This window comes from Pseudomonas sp. IPO3747, assembly GCF_013385245.1.
GTDB lineage: Bacteria > Pseudomonadota > Gammaproteobacteria > Pseudomonadales > Pseudomonadaceae > Aquipseudomonas > Aquipseudomonas edaphica.
Genome location: NZ_JACAQL010000001.1, coordinates 263155 through 277922, shown reverse-complemented (window position 1 = coordinate 277922; position 14768 = coordinate 263155). Strand labels below are relative to the sequence as shown.

The following is a 14768-nucleotide window of genomic DNA, read 5'->3' as shown; positions in this document are numbered from 1 at the left end:
ACCCGCAACCGGTTGTCATACGCATCGCTGATGGCGGTCAGCACACCCTCTTGAAAGTGGTAGAACAGCGACGCCTGGGCCAGCACCAGTTCATCGGGCAATTCACCCAAATAGATCGCCGCTTCAGCCAAGCTATTGGTAATCGCCGGTCGATTAGCGGTAGGCAGCACAAACTCAGTACGACGATTCTCATGATCCGTCCACACCACCGAATCACCGGAAACACAAAGCCGCTGCGCCAGCGAATGGCTCCAGCCAAACCCCAACCCGCCATCCACTTCCACCGCACTGGTGCGATACAGCCGTGTCCACTCAAACGGCAAAACCCCATCCAGCGTGCCGTCTGTGAGCGTCAGCAATTCCTCGCCGGTGACCATCGACACCGGGCAGCCGTTGGTAACGGTTCTGTCGGCCGGAGCCGCCGCATCGCCATTAAGGTTCTTGCCCGAAGCCGGCACATCATCCACAGGTTCCTGGCGCACCAACGCGGTCTGCTGCGTCTTGCTGCGCACCGCCGGCACCGGGTTGGCAACCAACTGGTCCCCAGCCTTCAGCGGCGCAACCGGCACGGTCTTGATCGGCGTCGGGGCACTGCCCAGCAAGATCGGCTTGGCCGCCTCGACATGCTCACCCAAGCGAGATTTACCAAATTGCCCGGCCAGTTGCTCCAACCACCGGCGCGCACGCCGAGACTTGATGCCGCCCAGCACCTGGGCGCTCATGCGTATCGCAATCCCCATGCCGCCCGTGGCCAGGGCCAGCACCAGGTTAATCAGCACGTCGGCGCTGATCTCACCCAGCAACTCGTTCATGTATGCAGGCGGCAACAACCGCATCCAACTGACCATGGCCGACAGGTAGATAAACAGCAGCGGCTCATCGCTGAGCACCAACAGGCCTTTTTCAAGCGCCTCGGCGCTGGCATTCAGCAGCTGTTCAAACTCGGCCTGGGACAGATAACTCAGCAGCTTTTCAGCGTTATCCAACGGGTGTGCAAGCCACTCAAACAGCTGCTTGAGGCTGTCCCATAGTGAGTACAGCGCCTCGCCAAACCCTTTGGCGTAAGCCTGGTCCAGCATGAGATAACGCTTGAGGACATTGGCCTCGGAGTAGTCCTGCCACAGTGGCGCAAATGTGCCGCTCCACTCGCTGCGCAGCCAGCCTTCCAGCGGTTCGATGACCGACTGATAGGAGGCATACAACGCCTTGAAATGCGCAGGCGAAACGTCGGGGTAAAAGTTGACCCGGTACTGCTGGTTGCGATCACATTCGGTGATTTCGAGAATGCCGCTGGGGCCAATAGTTTTGCGGATCGGCTCGCCCAGTGGGCCGCCATTGGGATCTACGCGTTGCAGCACCACCGGCGTATTGCCGATGGGCACAAAGCGTGTGCTCTGGAACATATGCACCAGGGTCAACGTGCCGCTGGCCTGGCAGGTGGCGACGGTGGTGCTGGGAATGATCGAGCGGTCGATCGGCGCGACCAGCGCCACTTCGTTGCCGACCTTGAACACCTGCTCGACGTCCAGCGCCGAAAAGCTCAAGAAGCTCTGCGCCCAGCTGTCGTATGAACTCAAGCAACGCCGGAAATCGCCAAGCACGGCCTCGACGTCCCGCGTCTTCGAATCCATGGCGGCTAGCACCAACAGGCCAATAGTCTGGCCGGTGGCGGCGATCAAAACCAAGCCCCGACAACCGAGGCCTTAACCAGAAAAACCATCTGCAATCCCTCGCACTGTGTGATCAGGCGAAGGACTTTGCAGAGATTTTCAGGACAACTCTGTAGAGCTTATCCGGCGTTTACGTGGGAAGTTTCAACGGCCTTCGTGCGCTCCCGCCCAAGCACCAGGCTGCACAGCGCCGGCAGGAACAACAGAGTCAACACGGTGCCTACCAGCACCCCGCCAATCAGCACGTAGGCCAGGGACGACCAGAACACCGACAGCGTCAACGGAATAAACGCCAGCGCCGCCGCCAATGCGGTCAGGATTACCGGCCGCGCCCGGCGCACGGTGGCTTCGATAATCGCCTCGCGCACCGCCATGCCATGGTCCTGGTTCTGGCGGATCTGGTCGGTAAAGATCAGCGTGTTGCGCATCAGAATGCCGCCGATGCCGATCAGGCCCAGAATCGCGTTGAACCCGAACGGCTGGTTGAACAGCAGCAAGGTCGGCACCGCGCCAATCAACCCGAGCGGCGCAGTGGCGAAGACCATGAACATCACGCCGAACGAACGCACCTGGAACATGATCACCGTGAGGGTCAGCAAAATCATGATCGGGAACAGTGCCGCCAGCGCCACGTTGGCCTTGGCGCTTTCTTCTACCGGGCCGCCGATCTCGATCTGGTAACCGTCGGGCAGCTTGGCGATCAAGGGTTGCAGGTCTTTGTACACGGCCATTTCCACGTCGGGCGGTTGCACGCCGTCGATGATGTCGGCGCGCACTTCCACGGTGCTTGCACGGTTGCGCCGCTTGAGGATCGGCTCTTCCATCACCGCCTGGAAGTGCCCGACCTGGGCCAGCGGCACCGAGGTGCCGGCGCTGTTGGTGAGGGTCATGTTGTTGAGGTTACCGAGGTTCTCGCGCTGGTTGCCCTGGGCACGCGCGACCACCGACACGGTGCGGTTGCCTTCGCGCACTTCGGTGATCGGGTTGCCACTGAGCAAGGCATTGAGCTGGGATTTGACCTCGTTGGGCGTGAAACCCAGCAGGCGCAGGCGGTCCTGGTCCAGCACCAGCCGATAACCGCTGGTGCGTTCGCCCCAGTCGAGGAAAGCGTCCCTGGTCAACGTGTTGGCCGCCACGACGCGGCGCACGTCTTCGGACACCCCGCGCAGCACATCCAGGTTCGGCCCGGACACACGAAACACCACCGGGAACGGCACCGGCGGGCCAAACAGCAATTGCGTGACGCGCACCCGCGCGGCTGGGAACTCACCGGCGGCAATGCGTTCACGCATGCGCAGTTTCAGCGCATCGCGGGCATGCGAGTCGGGGGTTTGCACAATCAGCTTGGCAAACGCCGGGTCGGGCAGTTCGGGGTTCAGCGACAGGAAAAAGCGTGGCGCACCGCCGCCCACATAGGTGTCGACCAGGCTGGTTTGCGGTTCTTGCAGCAAGGCTTTTTCCAGCTGCGCCGCCACCGCTTCGGTGCTTTTGAAGGCGCTGCCGGGCGGCATGTACACCTCAAGGATCAGCTCGGAACGGTCGGAGTTGGGGAAAAACTGCTTCTTCACCACGCCCATGCCCAGCACGCACAGTACAAAGGCACCGACCACCAGGCCAGTGACCAGCCAGCGTTGGCGCACACAGGCTTCGACCAGGCTGCGCAGTTTCTGGTAATAACGGCCGGCGTAAATCGCGTCATGACCGCCTGGCACCGGTTTGATCTGCGGCAGCAACTTCACGCCCAGGTACGGCGTGAACACCACGGCCACCAGCCAGGACGAGATCAGCGCAAAGCCGACGATCCAGAAGATATTGCCGGCATATTCGCCGGCGCCGGAGCGCGCAAAGCCCACCGGCAGAAAGCCGATGATGGTCACCAAGGTGCCGGTGAGCATCGGCGCCGCAGTGGAACTCCAGGCAAACGTGGCGGCGTGAATCCGGTCAAACCCTTCTTCGAGTTTTACCACCATCATCTCGATGGCGATGATCGCATCGTCCACCAGCAAACCCAGGGAAATAATCAGCGCGCCCAAGGTAATGCGGTCAAATTCACGCCCGGTGAGCAGCATGATCACAAACACCACCGACAAGGTCAGCGGCACCGCGGCGGCCACCACCAGCCCGACGCGAAAGCCCAGGGCCAACAGGCTGATTACCATCACTACGGCCAGGGCGACGAAGAATTTGAGCATGAACTCATTCACCGCCAGGCTGATGTTTTTCGCCTGGTCGGAGACCTTGGCGAAGTTCACGCCCAGCGGCAGGTCCGCCTGGATTCTGGCTTCCTGGGCCTTGAGGCTTTTGTCCAGTTCCAGGCCGTTCCAGTGCTTCTCCATGATCACGCCAAGCATCAGCGCCGGGTCGCCCTGATGGCGGATGCGATAGCTGGGCGGGTCTTCATAACCACGGCTCACGGTCGCCACATCGGCAATGCGCAGTACGCGGCCGTTGACTTCCAGCGGTACGTTTTCGATCAGCGCCAGGCTGTCGAAGGCGCCGTCGATGCGAATATAGGCACGCGCGCCAGCGGTTTCGACAAAGCCCGACGGCGCCACGGCGTTCTGTGCGGCGAGGGCGGCGAAGATCTGGTCCGGCTTGATGCCCAGCGTGGCCAGGCGCTCATAAGAGAACTCGACAAATATCCGCTGCGCCTGCTCGCCGAGGATATTGACCTTCTTCACGCCCGGCAGGTTGAGCAAGCCCTGGCGCAAGTCTTCGGCCATCTGCACTTGCTGGCGATGGGGCAGGTGCTCGGCTTCCAGCGCATACAGGGCGAAATACACATCGGAATATTCGTCATTGAAGAACGGCCCGATCACGCCTTTGGGCAGTTTCGCCGCTTCGTCGCTGAGCTTTTTGCGGGTCTGGTAAAACAGGTCCTGGATCTCACTGGGGCGCGTGGATTCCTTGTAGGTCATGCGCATCGACACAAAACCCGGCTGGGCGATGGTCTCGACGCGGTCGTAGTAGTCCAGTTCCTGCAGGCGCTTTTCCAGGCGGTCGGCGACTTGCTCCTGCATCTCCTGGGCGGTGGCGCCGGGCCAGGCGGCGGTGATGGTCATGACCTTGACGGTAAACGACGGGTCTTCAGCGCGCCCCAGCTTGCCGAACGAGAAGATCCCGGCGGCGAGGATCGCAATGATCAGAAACAGCGTGACGGTGCGGTGCTTTACCGCCAGTTCGGAGAGGTTGATGCCGCGCATGCTCAGTGGTCCTGTTTACGGTTGAGGGCCAGTGCCTGGGCCGGCAGCAGGCGCACCGTGTCGCCGCTGTGCAGCAAGTGCGCGCCGAGGGCGACGACGATTTGGCCGGGCGTTACGCCGCTGTCGAGCAGCGCGTCTTCCTGGCCAAGGCTGGCGACGTTGACGGGGGCGAAGCTGACCTTGTCGTCCGCGCCAATCACCCACACGCCGGTGCCTTGCCCCGCATCCTGCAACGCGCCGATGGGCACGCGGGTTTGCTGGGCCTGGCCATTGCCTTGCAGGCGTACGGTGATGGTGGAGCCGAGGGCAAAACGGTCGACGGCGCCATGCAGCACGTAGCGTGCGCGGTAGGTGCGGGTGGTGGGGTCGGCGCTGGCCGACAGCTCGCGCAGGGTGGCTGTCACGGCCTGGTCCTGTGCGCCGAACGGGAAGGCCAGGGCTTTTTGCGCGGCTTGGTCGCGCTGGTTTTCCGGCAGGTTGACGATGGCTTCGCGGGCGCCGTCGTGGGCCAGGCGCGCCACGATCTGGCCTTCGGCGACCACTTGGCCGCGATCCACGCGCACATCGGTGATGATGCCGTCGCCGTCGGCCTTGAGCACCGAGTAAGTGCGGCGGTTTTCGATCTGGCTGGCATCCGATTGCGCCGCGGCCAGTTCGGCTTCGGCCACGCGCAGGTTGGTCGCCGACTGGTCGAAGATCTGCCGTGACACGGCGCCGGTACTGGCCAGGCGCTGGTAGCGGTTTTCGTCATCACGGCGCTGGCGCAATTGCGCCTGTGCCGCGTTGACGCGGTTTTTGGCTGAGCGCAGGGCCAGTTCGAAGTCGCCGATGTCCAGTACCAGCAAGGTGTCACCACGGGCGACATGCTGGCCGGGGTCGACCTTGCGTTCGATGACTTTGCCGCTGACCCGGAAGCCCAAATCGCTTTCGGTGCGCGCCGCGACCACGCCGGTGTAGGCGCTTTGTTGGGTGCCGGCGGCTTCTACCTTGGCGGCCAGAACGGGACGCGGCAGCGGCACTTCGACGGCGGTGTCGGCCTTGCTGTTGCAGCCGCTGAGGATAATCAACAGGCCCAGGGGCGTGAGAAGACGCAGGGGAAGAGGGTGCATGACGGGCTCCAGGGGTGGCCAATGGATAAAAAATTATGGACATAATTTTTTGCTCATATTATGGTCGAAATATAAATTAATCCAGCCCCCGGATATTCCTTATGTCGAACGCCCCGGCCCCGTCGCGAAGCCTGTTGTTTTTACTGGTGGCGCTCACCGCACTCGGTGAAGTCTCGACCCAATTGCTCATCCCCGGCCTGGGCGCTATCGAGCAGGCACTGGCGGCGCCAGCGGGTTCGGCGTTGCTGGCGTTGTCGGCATTTGTGGCTGCATTTGGCCTTGGGCAATTGCTGTTCGGGCCGCTGTCGGACCGCATCGGCCGTCGCCCCGTGCTACTTGGCGGCCTGGCGCTGTATGTGCTGGCAACCCTGTCGATGCTGCTGGTCAGCGACATTCAACAGTTCATTGCCGCCCGCGTGCTGCAAGGCCTGGGCGCCTGCGCCGCGCTGGTGCTGGCGCGCACGGTGGTGCGTGATGTGTGGAAGGCCGAAGCGGGGCCAGCGCTGGCGTTGACCATGATCGGCATGCTCTACGCCATCGTTGTGGCGCCGATGATTGGCGGGTTGCTGATCAAGCTGCTGGGCTGGCAGGCGCCGATCCTGCTGGCGCTGGTGATCGGCAGCGTGGTGCTGGTGTTGGCGCTGTTGTTCTTTCGCGAGAGCAATCACTTTCTGGACCCCAAGGCCGGGCATTGGCGCACCCTCGGCGGGCAATACCTGGATTTGCTCAAGGGCCGCCAGTATCGGGCGTACGCGGTTGCGTTGGCCTGCACCTACGGCGCGATGTTCGCGGTGATCGCGGGTTCATCGGCGGTGTTTATCAACTTGCTGGGGTTCAGCAGCCTGGAGTACGGGCTTAATTTTGGCCTGATCGTGTCGATGCTGATCGTGGGTTCTACCTACACCCGGCGCAATATCCTGCGCCTGGGGCCGCAACGCATTGTGTCGATAGGCGTGACGCTGGTCGCCATCGGCGGGATTCTAGCGGTGGTGATTTACGAGCTGTTCGGCCTGTCGGCGCTGGGCCTGGATATTCCGGTGGCATTGGTCACCCTTGGCGGCGGCCTGGTGTTGCCGGGCTCTGTCACGGGCGGGGTGATGCCCAACGCCCATCGTGCGGGGTTGGCGGCGGGATTGATGGGCTTTTCGCAGATGTTTGGCGCGACGTGCAGTGGCCTGTTGCTGAGCCATCTGCGTGATGGCAGTGCCACGCCGATGATCATGATCCAGGCGAGCTTTGCGGTTTCGGCGTTTGTGGCGTTCCACCTGCTGCGCCAGCGCCAAGCGCTGCTGGCCGCGGCTTGATCGTTCCCACGCTCTGCGTGGGAATGCCGCCCCGGACGCTCCGCGTCCCGCTCTGGCAGTCGTGACGCAGAGCGTCACTGGATGCATTCCCACGCGGAGCGTGGGAACGATCAGCGGTCAGGCCATGTCGCTGTGCGCGAATTCCTCGCCGAGAAAATCAATCAGGGTGCGCACCGACGGCAACAGCCCACGGCGCGAAGGGAAAATCGCGTGCACGATCCCGGTCCTTGGCGACCAACCCGGGATCAAGTTGACCAGGCGCCCGGCGGCAATGTCCTCGCGCACCACCACACTCGGCAGGTGCGCAATACCCACCCCGGCGCACACCGCGTGGCGCAACGCCAACAGGTCATCGGTGATCATCCGTGGGAAGTGTCGAATCACCGCGCTGGCACCGTTCTCGCCAAACAATTCCCACTGGTACTCACGCTGCGCCGAGCCCCAATACACGCTCGGCAACCCATTCAAATCCCCAGGCAACGGCGGGTTGGACAGGCGCGACACAAACGCCGGGCTGCCCACCAGGCACTGCGTGCTGTTGCCAAGCACATTCATCACCAGATCGGTGTCTTCCAAGGGCGGAAAGCGAATGCGCAGGGCGATGTCAAAGCCTTCGTGAATCACATCCACACGCCGGTTGGTGCTCTCCAGGTGCAACTCCACCAGCGGGTACTTGAGCATGTAGCGGGTCAGCATCGGCCCGACCCAGGAGTTGAGCAGGGCGGTGGGGCAGCTCAAACGCACAATGCCCTGGGGCTCGGAACGGTTGCGCTCGATCACTTCGGCGGCCGCTTCGGCCTCCACCCGCATGGCCAGGCAGCGCTGGTAATAGACCTGGCCGATTTCGGTGAGCGAACAATGCCGGCTGGTGCGGTTGATCAGGCGCACACCCAGGCGCTCTTCGAGCTCGCTGATACGCCGGCTGAGCTTCGATTTAGGCATGTCCAGCGCGCGGCCCGCGGCGGCAAAACCACGGTGCTCGACCACTTGGGTGAAGTAATAGAGGGTGTTGAGGTCTTCCACTATCGTTCTCCAAATAGAACGCTAAGGGTTATTTTTGCCGTCTAGCGCGGTAAAGGTAGCGGATTTAAGCTGTGTACATGCACTGCTTTCACGCCTTTGGAGAAACGCCATGAAAAATATCATCGGTATCTACACCAGCCCACGCAGCCATTGGGTAGGCGACGGCTTTCCGGTTCGCACGCTGTTTTCCTACGACACCATGGGCAAGCACATCAGCCCGTTCCTGTTGCTGGACCACGCCGGGCCGGCCGATTTCACCCCGACCCAAGCACGTCGTGGCGTCGGCCAGCACCCGCATCGCGGCTTTGAAACCGTGACCATCGTCTACAAGGGCGAAGTCGAGCACCGCGATTCCACCGGCGCTGGCGGCACCATCGGCCCAGGCGATGTGCAATGGATGACGGCGGCCAAAGGCATCCTGCATGAGGAGTTCCACTCCGCAGCGTTTGCCCAAAAGGGCGGCGCGCTGGAAATGGTGCAGTTGTGGGTCAACCTGCCGGCCAAGGACAAAATGACCGATGCCGGCTACCAGACCATCCTCGACGGCGATATCCCGTCATTACCGCTGGCCGACAACGCCGGCAGCTTGCGCCTGATTGCCGGTGAGTTTGCCGGTAAACAAGGCCCGGCCCGCACCTTCACGCCGATCGACGTGTGGGATGTGCGCCTCAATGCCGGTAAGTCTGTGACCCTCGACCTGCACGCCGGGCGCAACACCGCGCTGGTAGTGCTCAAAGGCACGGTGCAGGTCAATGGCCAGGAACTGGTGCGCGAAGGGCAACTGGCGTTGTTCGAACGCGACGGCGACCAACTCGCCCTGGAGTCGAACAACGATGCGATGTTCCTGCTGCTCAGCGGCGAACCCATCGACGAGCCTATCGTCGGCCACGGCCCGTTCGTGATGAACACCGAGCAAGAGATCCACCAGGCTTTTGCTGACTTCCAATCAGGCCAGTTCGGCCAGATGCATCACTGATTCACCCCCGCAACACCCAACCCAGATAGCCAGGCCGGTTTACCGGCCAAGGATGGCTGTCGCCCATGGAAAAGAGGAAGCACTCATGACTACTCCCTACAAACGTCTGGACAAGGACAACGCCGCCGTTCTGCTGGTTGATCATCAGGCTGGCCTGCTGTCTCTGGTGCGAGATATCGAACCGGACAAGTTCAAGAACAACGTGCTGGCCCTGGCTGACCTGGCCAAGTACTTCAAGCTGCCAACCATCCTCACCACCAGCTTCGAAACCGGCCCCAACGGCCCACTGGTACCGGAGCTGAAGGCACTGTTCCCGGACGCGCCGTACATTGCGCGCCCTGGCCAGATCAATGCCTGGGACAACGAAGATTTCGTCAAGGCGATCAAGGCCACCGGCAAGAAACAACTGATCATCGCCGGTGTGGTAACCGAGGTTTGCGTGGCGTTCCCTGCGTTGTCGGCTCTGGCTGAAGGGTTTGAGGTGTTCGTGGTGACGGACGCGTCCGGCACCTTCAACGAAATCACCCGCGATTCGGCCTGGGACCGCATGTCGGCCAGCGGCGCGCAACTGATGACCTGGTTCGGCCTGGCCTGTGAGCTGCACCGCGACTGGCGCAACGATATCGAAGGCTTGGGTACCTTGTTTGCCAACCATATCCCGGACTATCGCAACCTGTTTACCAGCTATAACGCGCTGACTGGCGCCAAGTAAGCGCAAGACCCAAGGGTTGCCACATACCCCCTGTGTGGAGCGGGTTAGTGTGGGAGCTGGCTTGCCTGCGATGGCATCACCTCGGTTTATCAGTCATACCGAGGTGTCCGCATCGCAGGCAAGCCAGCTCCCACACAAAGCCTGCTTCCACATTAAGCCTGTTCCCACATTTTGTTATTCAGTATTGCCGATTCATGCGATCTTCTCGCCACACACCCTGGAGTCGCCTGGATGCCCTCATTTATCGCTGATCACCCGATGCTGTGCGCCGTGGCGCTGATCTTTATCGACATCGCTGTGTGGCGGCTTATTTCCGCCAACCTCGCCAACTGGAAACTGGCGGCGCGCCTGGCGATCTTTGCGGTGTTCAGCGCCGTGCTGTTCAACGACGGCATGAACCCCATGCAGCTTGCGCCCTATGGCGACAACACCGCCTTGCACCTGGCGGCCACGGCGTTGCAGATCGGCTGGTGGCTGTTCGCAGCGCGCACCCTCACGGTATTGCTCGGCACGGTCATGATGAATCGCGTCGGGCACGGCGGGCGCTTGTTGCAAGACCTGCTGGGCGCAGTGATCTTCCTGATCGCGATCATCGCCGCCATGGCCTATGTGCTCGACTTGCCGGTTAAGGGCGTGCTCGCCACCTCCGGCGCGGTGGCGATCATCGTCGGCCTGGCGCTGCAAAGCACCTTGAGCGACGTGTTTTCCGGGATCGTGCTCAACACCACCAAGCCGTATCAGGTAGATGACTGGATCTCCATCGACGGCACCGAAGGGCGCGTCACTGACATCGACTGGCGTGCCACGCGCCTGCAAACCTCCCAGGGCAGCATGGCGGTGATCCCCAACTCCCTGGCGGCCAAGGCCAAGATCATCAACTTCTCACGCCCGGCGGACATGTTCGGCCTGGCGGTCAGCCTGCAAGTCAGCCCGCATGCGCGCCCGCAAACCGTGATCGAAGCGCTGGAGCGCGCGATGCAAGGCTGCCGGCCATTGTTGGCCAAACCCGCGCCCAGCGTGGCGTTCAAGACTTCGGCCAGTGGCGGCGTGGAATACGAGATCAGCGGGTTTGTGCCGGCCATGGGCCAAAAGCGGGAAGTGCGTAACCAGCTTTACGACCTGGCGTTCCGCCACCTGCAAGCAGCGGGCGTGGGCCTGCTGTCGGCCACTGAAAGCAGCGCGCCGCCGGTGATGTCCCACGCACGGGCATTGCTGGAGCGTTCGTCGATTTTCTCCACGTTGCGCCAAGAGGAAAAAGACACCTTCAGCCAGAACATGACCCTGCACACCTATCGTGCCGGCGAGATGATCCTGCCGGCGGGGGAGGTCAGCGACCATTTGTTTATCGTCGAGTCCGGCGTGGTCTCGGTGATGTTGATCAAGGATGGCCACACGTTCGAAGCCGGGCGCATGGGGCCGGGCGAGGTGATTGGCGAGTCGGGGATTTTGTCCGATCAAGCGGCGCTGGCGGACTTCACCGCCAAGACCTTCTGCACGCTGTATCGGATCGAAAATGAGTACCTAAAACCCTGCCTGGACGCGCGCCACGACATCAGCGAAGCGATGAAGGCACTGCTGGATTTCCGTGTGCACGCCGCGCAAGCCCTGACCCAGGACGCGCCGGTGGTGCCGGTCAAGAAAGGCTTTTTGCAATGGCTGCGTAACCGCGGGTTGTGAGGCCGTAACGCCATATCTTCGGGATATAACGCGATCTAAATGTGGGAGCGGGCTTGCTCGCGAATACGGTGGGTCAGTCGCCTATGCATCGACTGACACTACGCATTCGCGAGCAAGCCCGCTCCCACATTCAGACTGAGTTGTTTCAGTTGGAAGGTGCGCACCGGGTTCGGCGCGCACTGCTGGTTGCTCAATGACTCAAATACACCGGGCTGTCGGTGGACAGCGAAGCTTTTACCGCGTGGGTCATGTCGGTGATCAGCGCTTCTTCGCGGTCCTCACTTAATGCCTTGAGGGTAATGGCCACCACTTCCTGCGGGGTGCTTTTTGGCGCCTGCACATCCGCCACCATGTCAGTGTCGATATAGGCCGGGTGTACGCCGATCACCAAGGTGTTCTGCTCGCGCAATTCACCACGCAGGCCATTGGTAAGACCCCACTGCGCCGACTTGGAGGTGCTGTAGCCGCCGGAGCCGGGAGGGCTCAGCCAGCTCAGTACCGAGAGGATATTGATCAACGCGCCACCGCCGTGCCGGGCCAGGATCGGTGCAAAAGCGCGGCTCAGGCGCAAGGTGCCGAAGGTGTTCACCTCAAAGTGCTGCTGCAGGTTCTCGATGCTGTCTTCGGCCAGCAACGAGCCGTACTTGAGCCAGCCCGCGTTGTTGATCAACACGCTGACATCGCCGCACTGCTCGGCGGCGCGCTGCACGCTGGCCGGGTCGGTAATGTCCAGGGCAATCGGCGTGCTGCCGGGGATATCCACACTGGCCGGGTCACGTGCACCGGCATACACCTTGGCCGCACCCGCTGCCAGCAGCGCGGTGACAAACGCTTTGCCCAGGCCACGATTGGCACCGGTAACCAACACCACTTTTCCACGAATATCCATGATGCACTCCAGGCGACGAATTAGGTTTAATAATGAAACCGTTTTTATCTTGAGCCTGTTGGTCCTATAATGCAACCTAATATTTCTGATTGCCCGGAGGCCCGACGATGAAACGCAAATGCCTGGAAGGCGACTGTTGCCCGGTCGCCCGCGCACTCGACGTGGTGGGGGATTGGTGGACGCTGTTGATCATCCGCGACGCCTACGCCGGGGTGACGCGCTTCGGTGACTTCCAAAAACACCTGGGCGTGGCGAAAAACATCCTCGCCACGCGTCTCAAGGACATGGTCGAACAAGGCCTGTTGCAAACCAGTGAAGTGGGCGCGCGCAGCGAATATCAACTCACCGACAAAGGCCGCGCGCTGATGCCGGTGCTGGTAACCCTGGCGCAATGGGGCGAAACCTTCACGCAGCCGGCCGATGGCGCCACCCACTTGCTGGATGCGCGCTTGCTCAAGCCGCTGCGCAAGGTCGAGATCGTGTCCGAAGACGGCCGGGTGCTGGGCCTGGAAGACATCATCACCCAGATGCCGGCGGCATAACGACTGGGCCATTGTGGCGAGCAGGCTGTTGTGGCAAACAGGCTTGTTATGGAAAACAGGCTTGTTGTGGCGAGCAGGCTCGCCACAAAGGGAACATGGCGACCTGAAACGCTCTCAGGCAAAGCCTCCAAGACCTCAGGGGCATTTTCTTCAATACCACCGCCGTTCAGCCCTTTACCGTGAAGCCATCGTCACTCGGCATCACCAAAAGGAACTGCAATGAGTTTGATCATCTCCATGGCCGCCTTCGCTTTGGCCACGTCCATCACCCCCGGCCCGGTCAATGTGGTGGCGCTCAGCTCCGGCGCGCGCTTTGGCTTTGCCGCCAGCCAGAAACACGTAGTCGGCGCCGCCGTGGGTTTTACCTTGCTGCTGGTGCTGATCGGCCTGGGCCTGCATGAAGTGCTGGTGCGCTGGCCGATCCTCACCCAGTTGATCCAGTGGGGCGGGGTCGCCTTTTTGCTGTACATGGCCTGGAAACTCGCGGTCGACGATGGCCGACTCGACGCCGAAGGCACTGCCACCGCGCCCTCGATGCTCTACGGCGCGATCATGCAATGGCTCAACCCCAAAGCCTGGCTGGCCTGTGTGGCGGGCATGGGCTTGTTCGTGGCCGATGGCGATGCGCGCCAAGTGTGGCTGTTTGCGGCGCTGTACCTGGTGATCTGCTACCTGTCGGTGGCGTGCTGGGCCTACGCCGGCACGTTTTTGCGGCGCTACCTGAGCAACCCCCAAGGTGTGCGCCTGTTCAACCGCTCAATGGCCGCGTTGCTGGTGGCCAGTGTGGGTTATTTGCTGATGGCTTGAGCAAGTCGCGGTACTGGCCCGGCGTAGCGGCGAAATACAGTTTGAAGGTGCGCTGAAAATGCGCCTGGTCGGCAAACCCGGCGGCCAGGGCTACATCGGCGATCAGCTCGCCATTGCGCAATTGCGTGCGGGCAAACTGAATGCGCCGGTTGACCAGAAACGCATGGGGCGTGAGCCCGTAATACTGCTTGAACGCACGAATCAAATACGACGGCGACAGCTCGGCCGCCAGGCAAATATCCTCCAGCTTCAACGCTTCGGTGCAGTGCGCACGGATGTACTCGGCGGCGCGCTCCAGCTTGTGGTTGACCTCACGCAGCGGCGTCAAAGACGGGTTCAGGCGCTGCTGCACCTCGGTGAAATAACTCACCAGCGCACTCTCTTTCTGCAGCAACTCGGCCTGCTCATCCAACAGAATGCCGTACAGCTCGATCAGGCCGTTATACAACACCGTGTCGCGGGTATGCGGCGTATTGAACGGCCGATAACCCTGCTCGGTACTGAAACCCAGCTGGTATTGCAGGTCCGTCAGCCACGGTGTGTCGAGGTAAATCATGTGATACGACCAATGCTGGTCGTGGATCGGGTTGCACGCGTGCACATCACCGGGGTTCATCAACACCACCGTGCCGGCGCTGATCTCGAAGGTCTGCGCGCCATAGTGGTAATAACTGCGCCCGCGGGTGATGGCGCCGATGGAAAAATGCTCGTGGGCGTGACGGGTGTAAGTGACCTTGCGCCCGTCGGCGATGGTGCGTGCCTCGATGAACGGCAAGCGCTCGTCACGCCAGAAGCGTGGCGCGTGCGCGAGGTGAGGCGGGGTGTTCAGCGACATGGCGGTGGCTCCATCCCTTGA

General features: G+C 61.8%; 12 protein-coding genes. 6 read left to right on the top strand and 6 right to left on the bottom strand.

The features are described 5' to 3' along the window. The 3 genes from HX790_RS01150 to HX790_RS01140 all read right to left on the bottom strand — a co-directional run. Positions 1-1631 (bottom strand): DUF6531 domain-containing protein (locus HX790_RS01150; protein ID WP_256351447.1); only part of this gene is annotated, 1631 nt, incomplete at its 3' end. A gap of 158 nt (positions 1632-1789) precedes the next feature. Further along, a complete protein-coding gene (locus HX790_RS01145) occupies positions 1790-4873 on the bottom strand; it encodes an efflux RND transporter permease subunit (RefSeq protein ID WP_176991137.1) in 3084 nt (1027 codons plus the stop codon). 2 nt (positions 4874-4875) lie between these two features. Then, complete coding sequence (locus HX790_RS01140) at positions 4876-5982, bottom strand: efflux RND transporter periplasmic adaptor subunit (RefSeq protein ID WP_176991136.1); 1107 nt, start codon at positions 5980-5982, stop codon at positions 4876-4878. Between the two features lie 101 nt (positions 5983-6083). Here HX790_RS01140 and HX790_RS01135 point away from each other — a divergent pair, with 101 nt between their 5' ends. Continuing rightward, positions 6084-7286 carry a multidrug effflux MFS transporter gene (locus tag HX790_RS01135; RefSeq protein WP_176991135.1) on the top strand — a complete coding sequence of 401 codons (1203 nt, stop codon included), beginning with the start codon at positions 6084-6086 and terminating at the stop codon, positions 7284-7286. A gap of 117 nt (positions 7287-7403) precedes the next feature. On the opposite strand, the gene HX790_RS01130 is transcribed toward HX790_RS01135, so the two are convergent. Further along, on the bottom strand, positions 7404-8309 hold the full coding sequence (locus HX790_RS01130) for a LysR family transcriptional regulator (RefSeq protein ID WP_369683600.1): 906 nt from the start codon (positions 8307-8309) through the stop codon (positions 7404-7406). 109 nt (positions 8310-8418) lie between these two features. On the opposite strand from HX790_RS01130, the gene HX790_RS01125 reads away from it, so the two are divergent. From HX790_RS01125 to HX790_RS01115, 3 genes are all read left to right on the top strand, one after another. After that, entirely contained in the window at positions 8419-9285 is an 867-nt protein-coding gene (locus HX790_RS01125) for a pirin family protein (RefSeq protein ID WP_017139688.1), read from the top strand. Between the two features lie 85 nt (positions 9286-9370). Continuing rightward, on the top strand, positions 9371-9997 hold the full coding sequence (gene ycaC / locus HX790_RS01120) for an isochorismate family cysteine hydrolase YcaC (protein ID WP_170038544.1): 627 nt from the start codon (positions 9371-9373) through the stop codon (positions 9995-9997). A 231-nt stretch (positions 9998-10228) separates the two neighbouring features. Continuing rightward, on the top strand, positions 10229-11674 hold the full coding sequence (locus HX790_RS01115) for a mechanosensitive ion channel domain-containing protein (protein WP_138453491.1): 1446 nt from the start codon (positions 10229-10231) through the stop codon (positions 11672-11674). A 190-nt stretch (positions 11675-11864) separates the two neighbouring features. Here the strand turns inward: HX790_RS01115 and HX790_RS01110 are convergent, their stop codons facing one another. After that, positions 11865-12563 carry an SDR family oxidoreductase gene (locus HX790_RS01110; RefSeq protein ID WP_099548724.1) on the bottom strand — a complete coding sequence of 233 codons (699 nt, stop codon included), beginning with the start codon at positions 12561-12563 and terminating at the stop codon, positions 11865-11867. A gap of 107 nt (positions 12564-12670) precedes the next feature. On the opposite strand from HX790_RS01110, the gene HX790_RS01105 reads away from it, so the two are divergent. Beyond that, positions 12671-13105 (top strand): helix-turn-helix domain-containing protein, encoded by a 435-nt coding sequence (locus HX790_RS01105; protein WP_138453489.1) that lies wholly within the window; start codon positions 12671-12673, stop codon positions 13103-13105. Positions 13106-13324: 219 nt separating this feature from the next. After that, positions 13325-13912, top strand: coding sequence for a LysE family translocator (locus tag HX790_RS01100; RefSeq protein WP_017139683.1), 588 nt, complete (start codon positions 13325-13327; stop codon positions 13910-13912). Here the strand turns inward: HX790_RS01100 and HX790_RS01095 are convergent. Continuing rightward, positions 13854-14747: an AraC family transcriptional regulator gene (locus HX790_RS01095; protein WP_176991134.1), complete on the bottom strand. Its 894-nt coding sequence runs from the start codon at positions 14745-14747 to the stop codon at positions 13854-13856. The genes HX790_RS01100 and HX790_RS01095 overlap by 59 nt on opposite strands. Positions 14748-14768 lie beyond the last annotated feature (21 nt).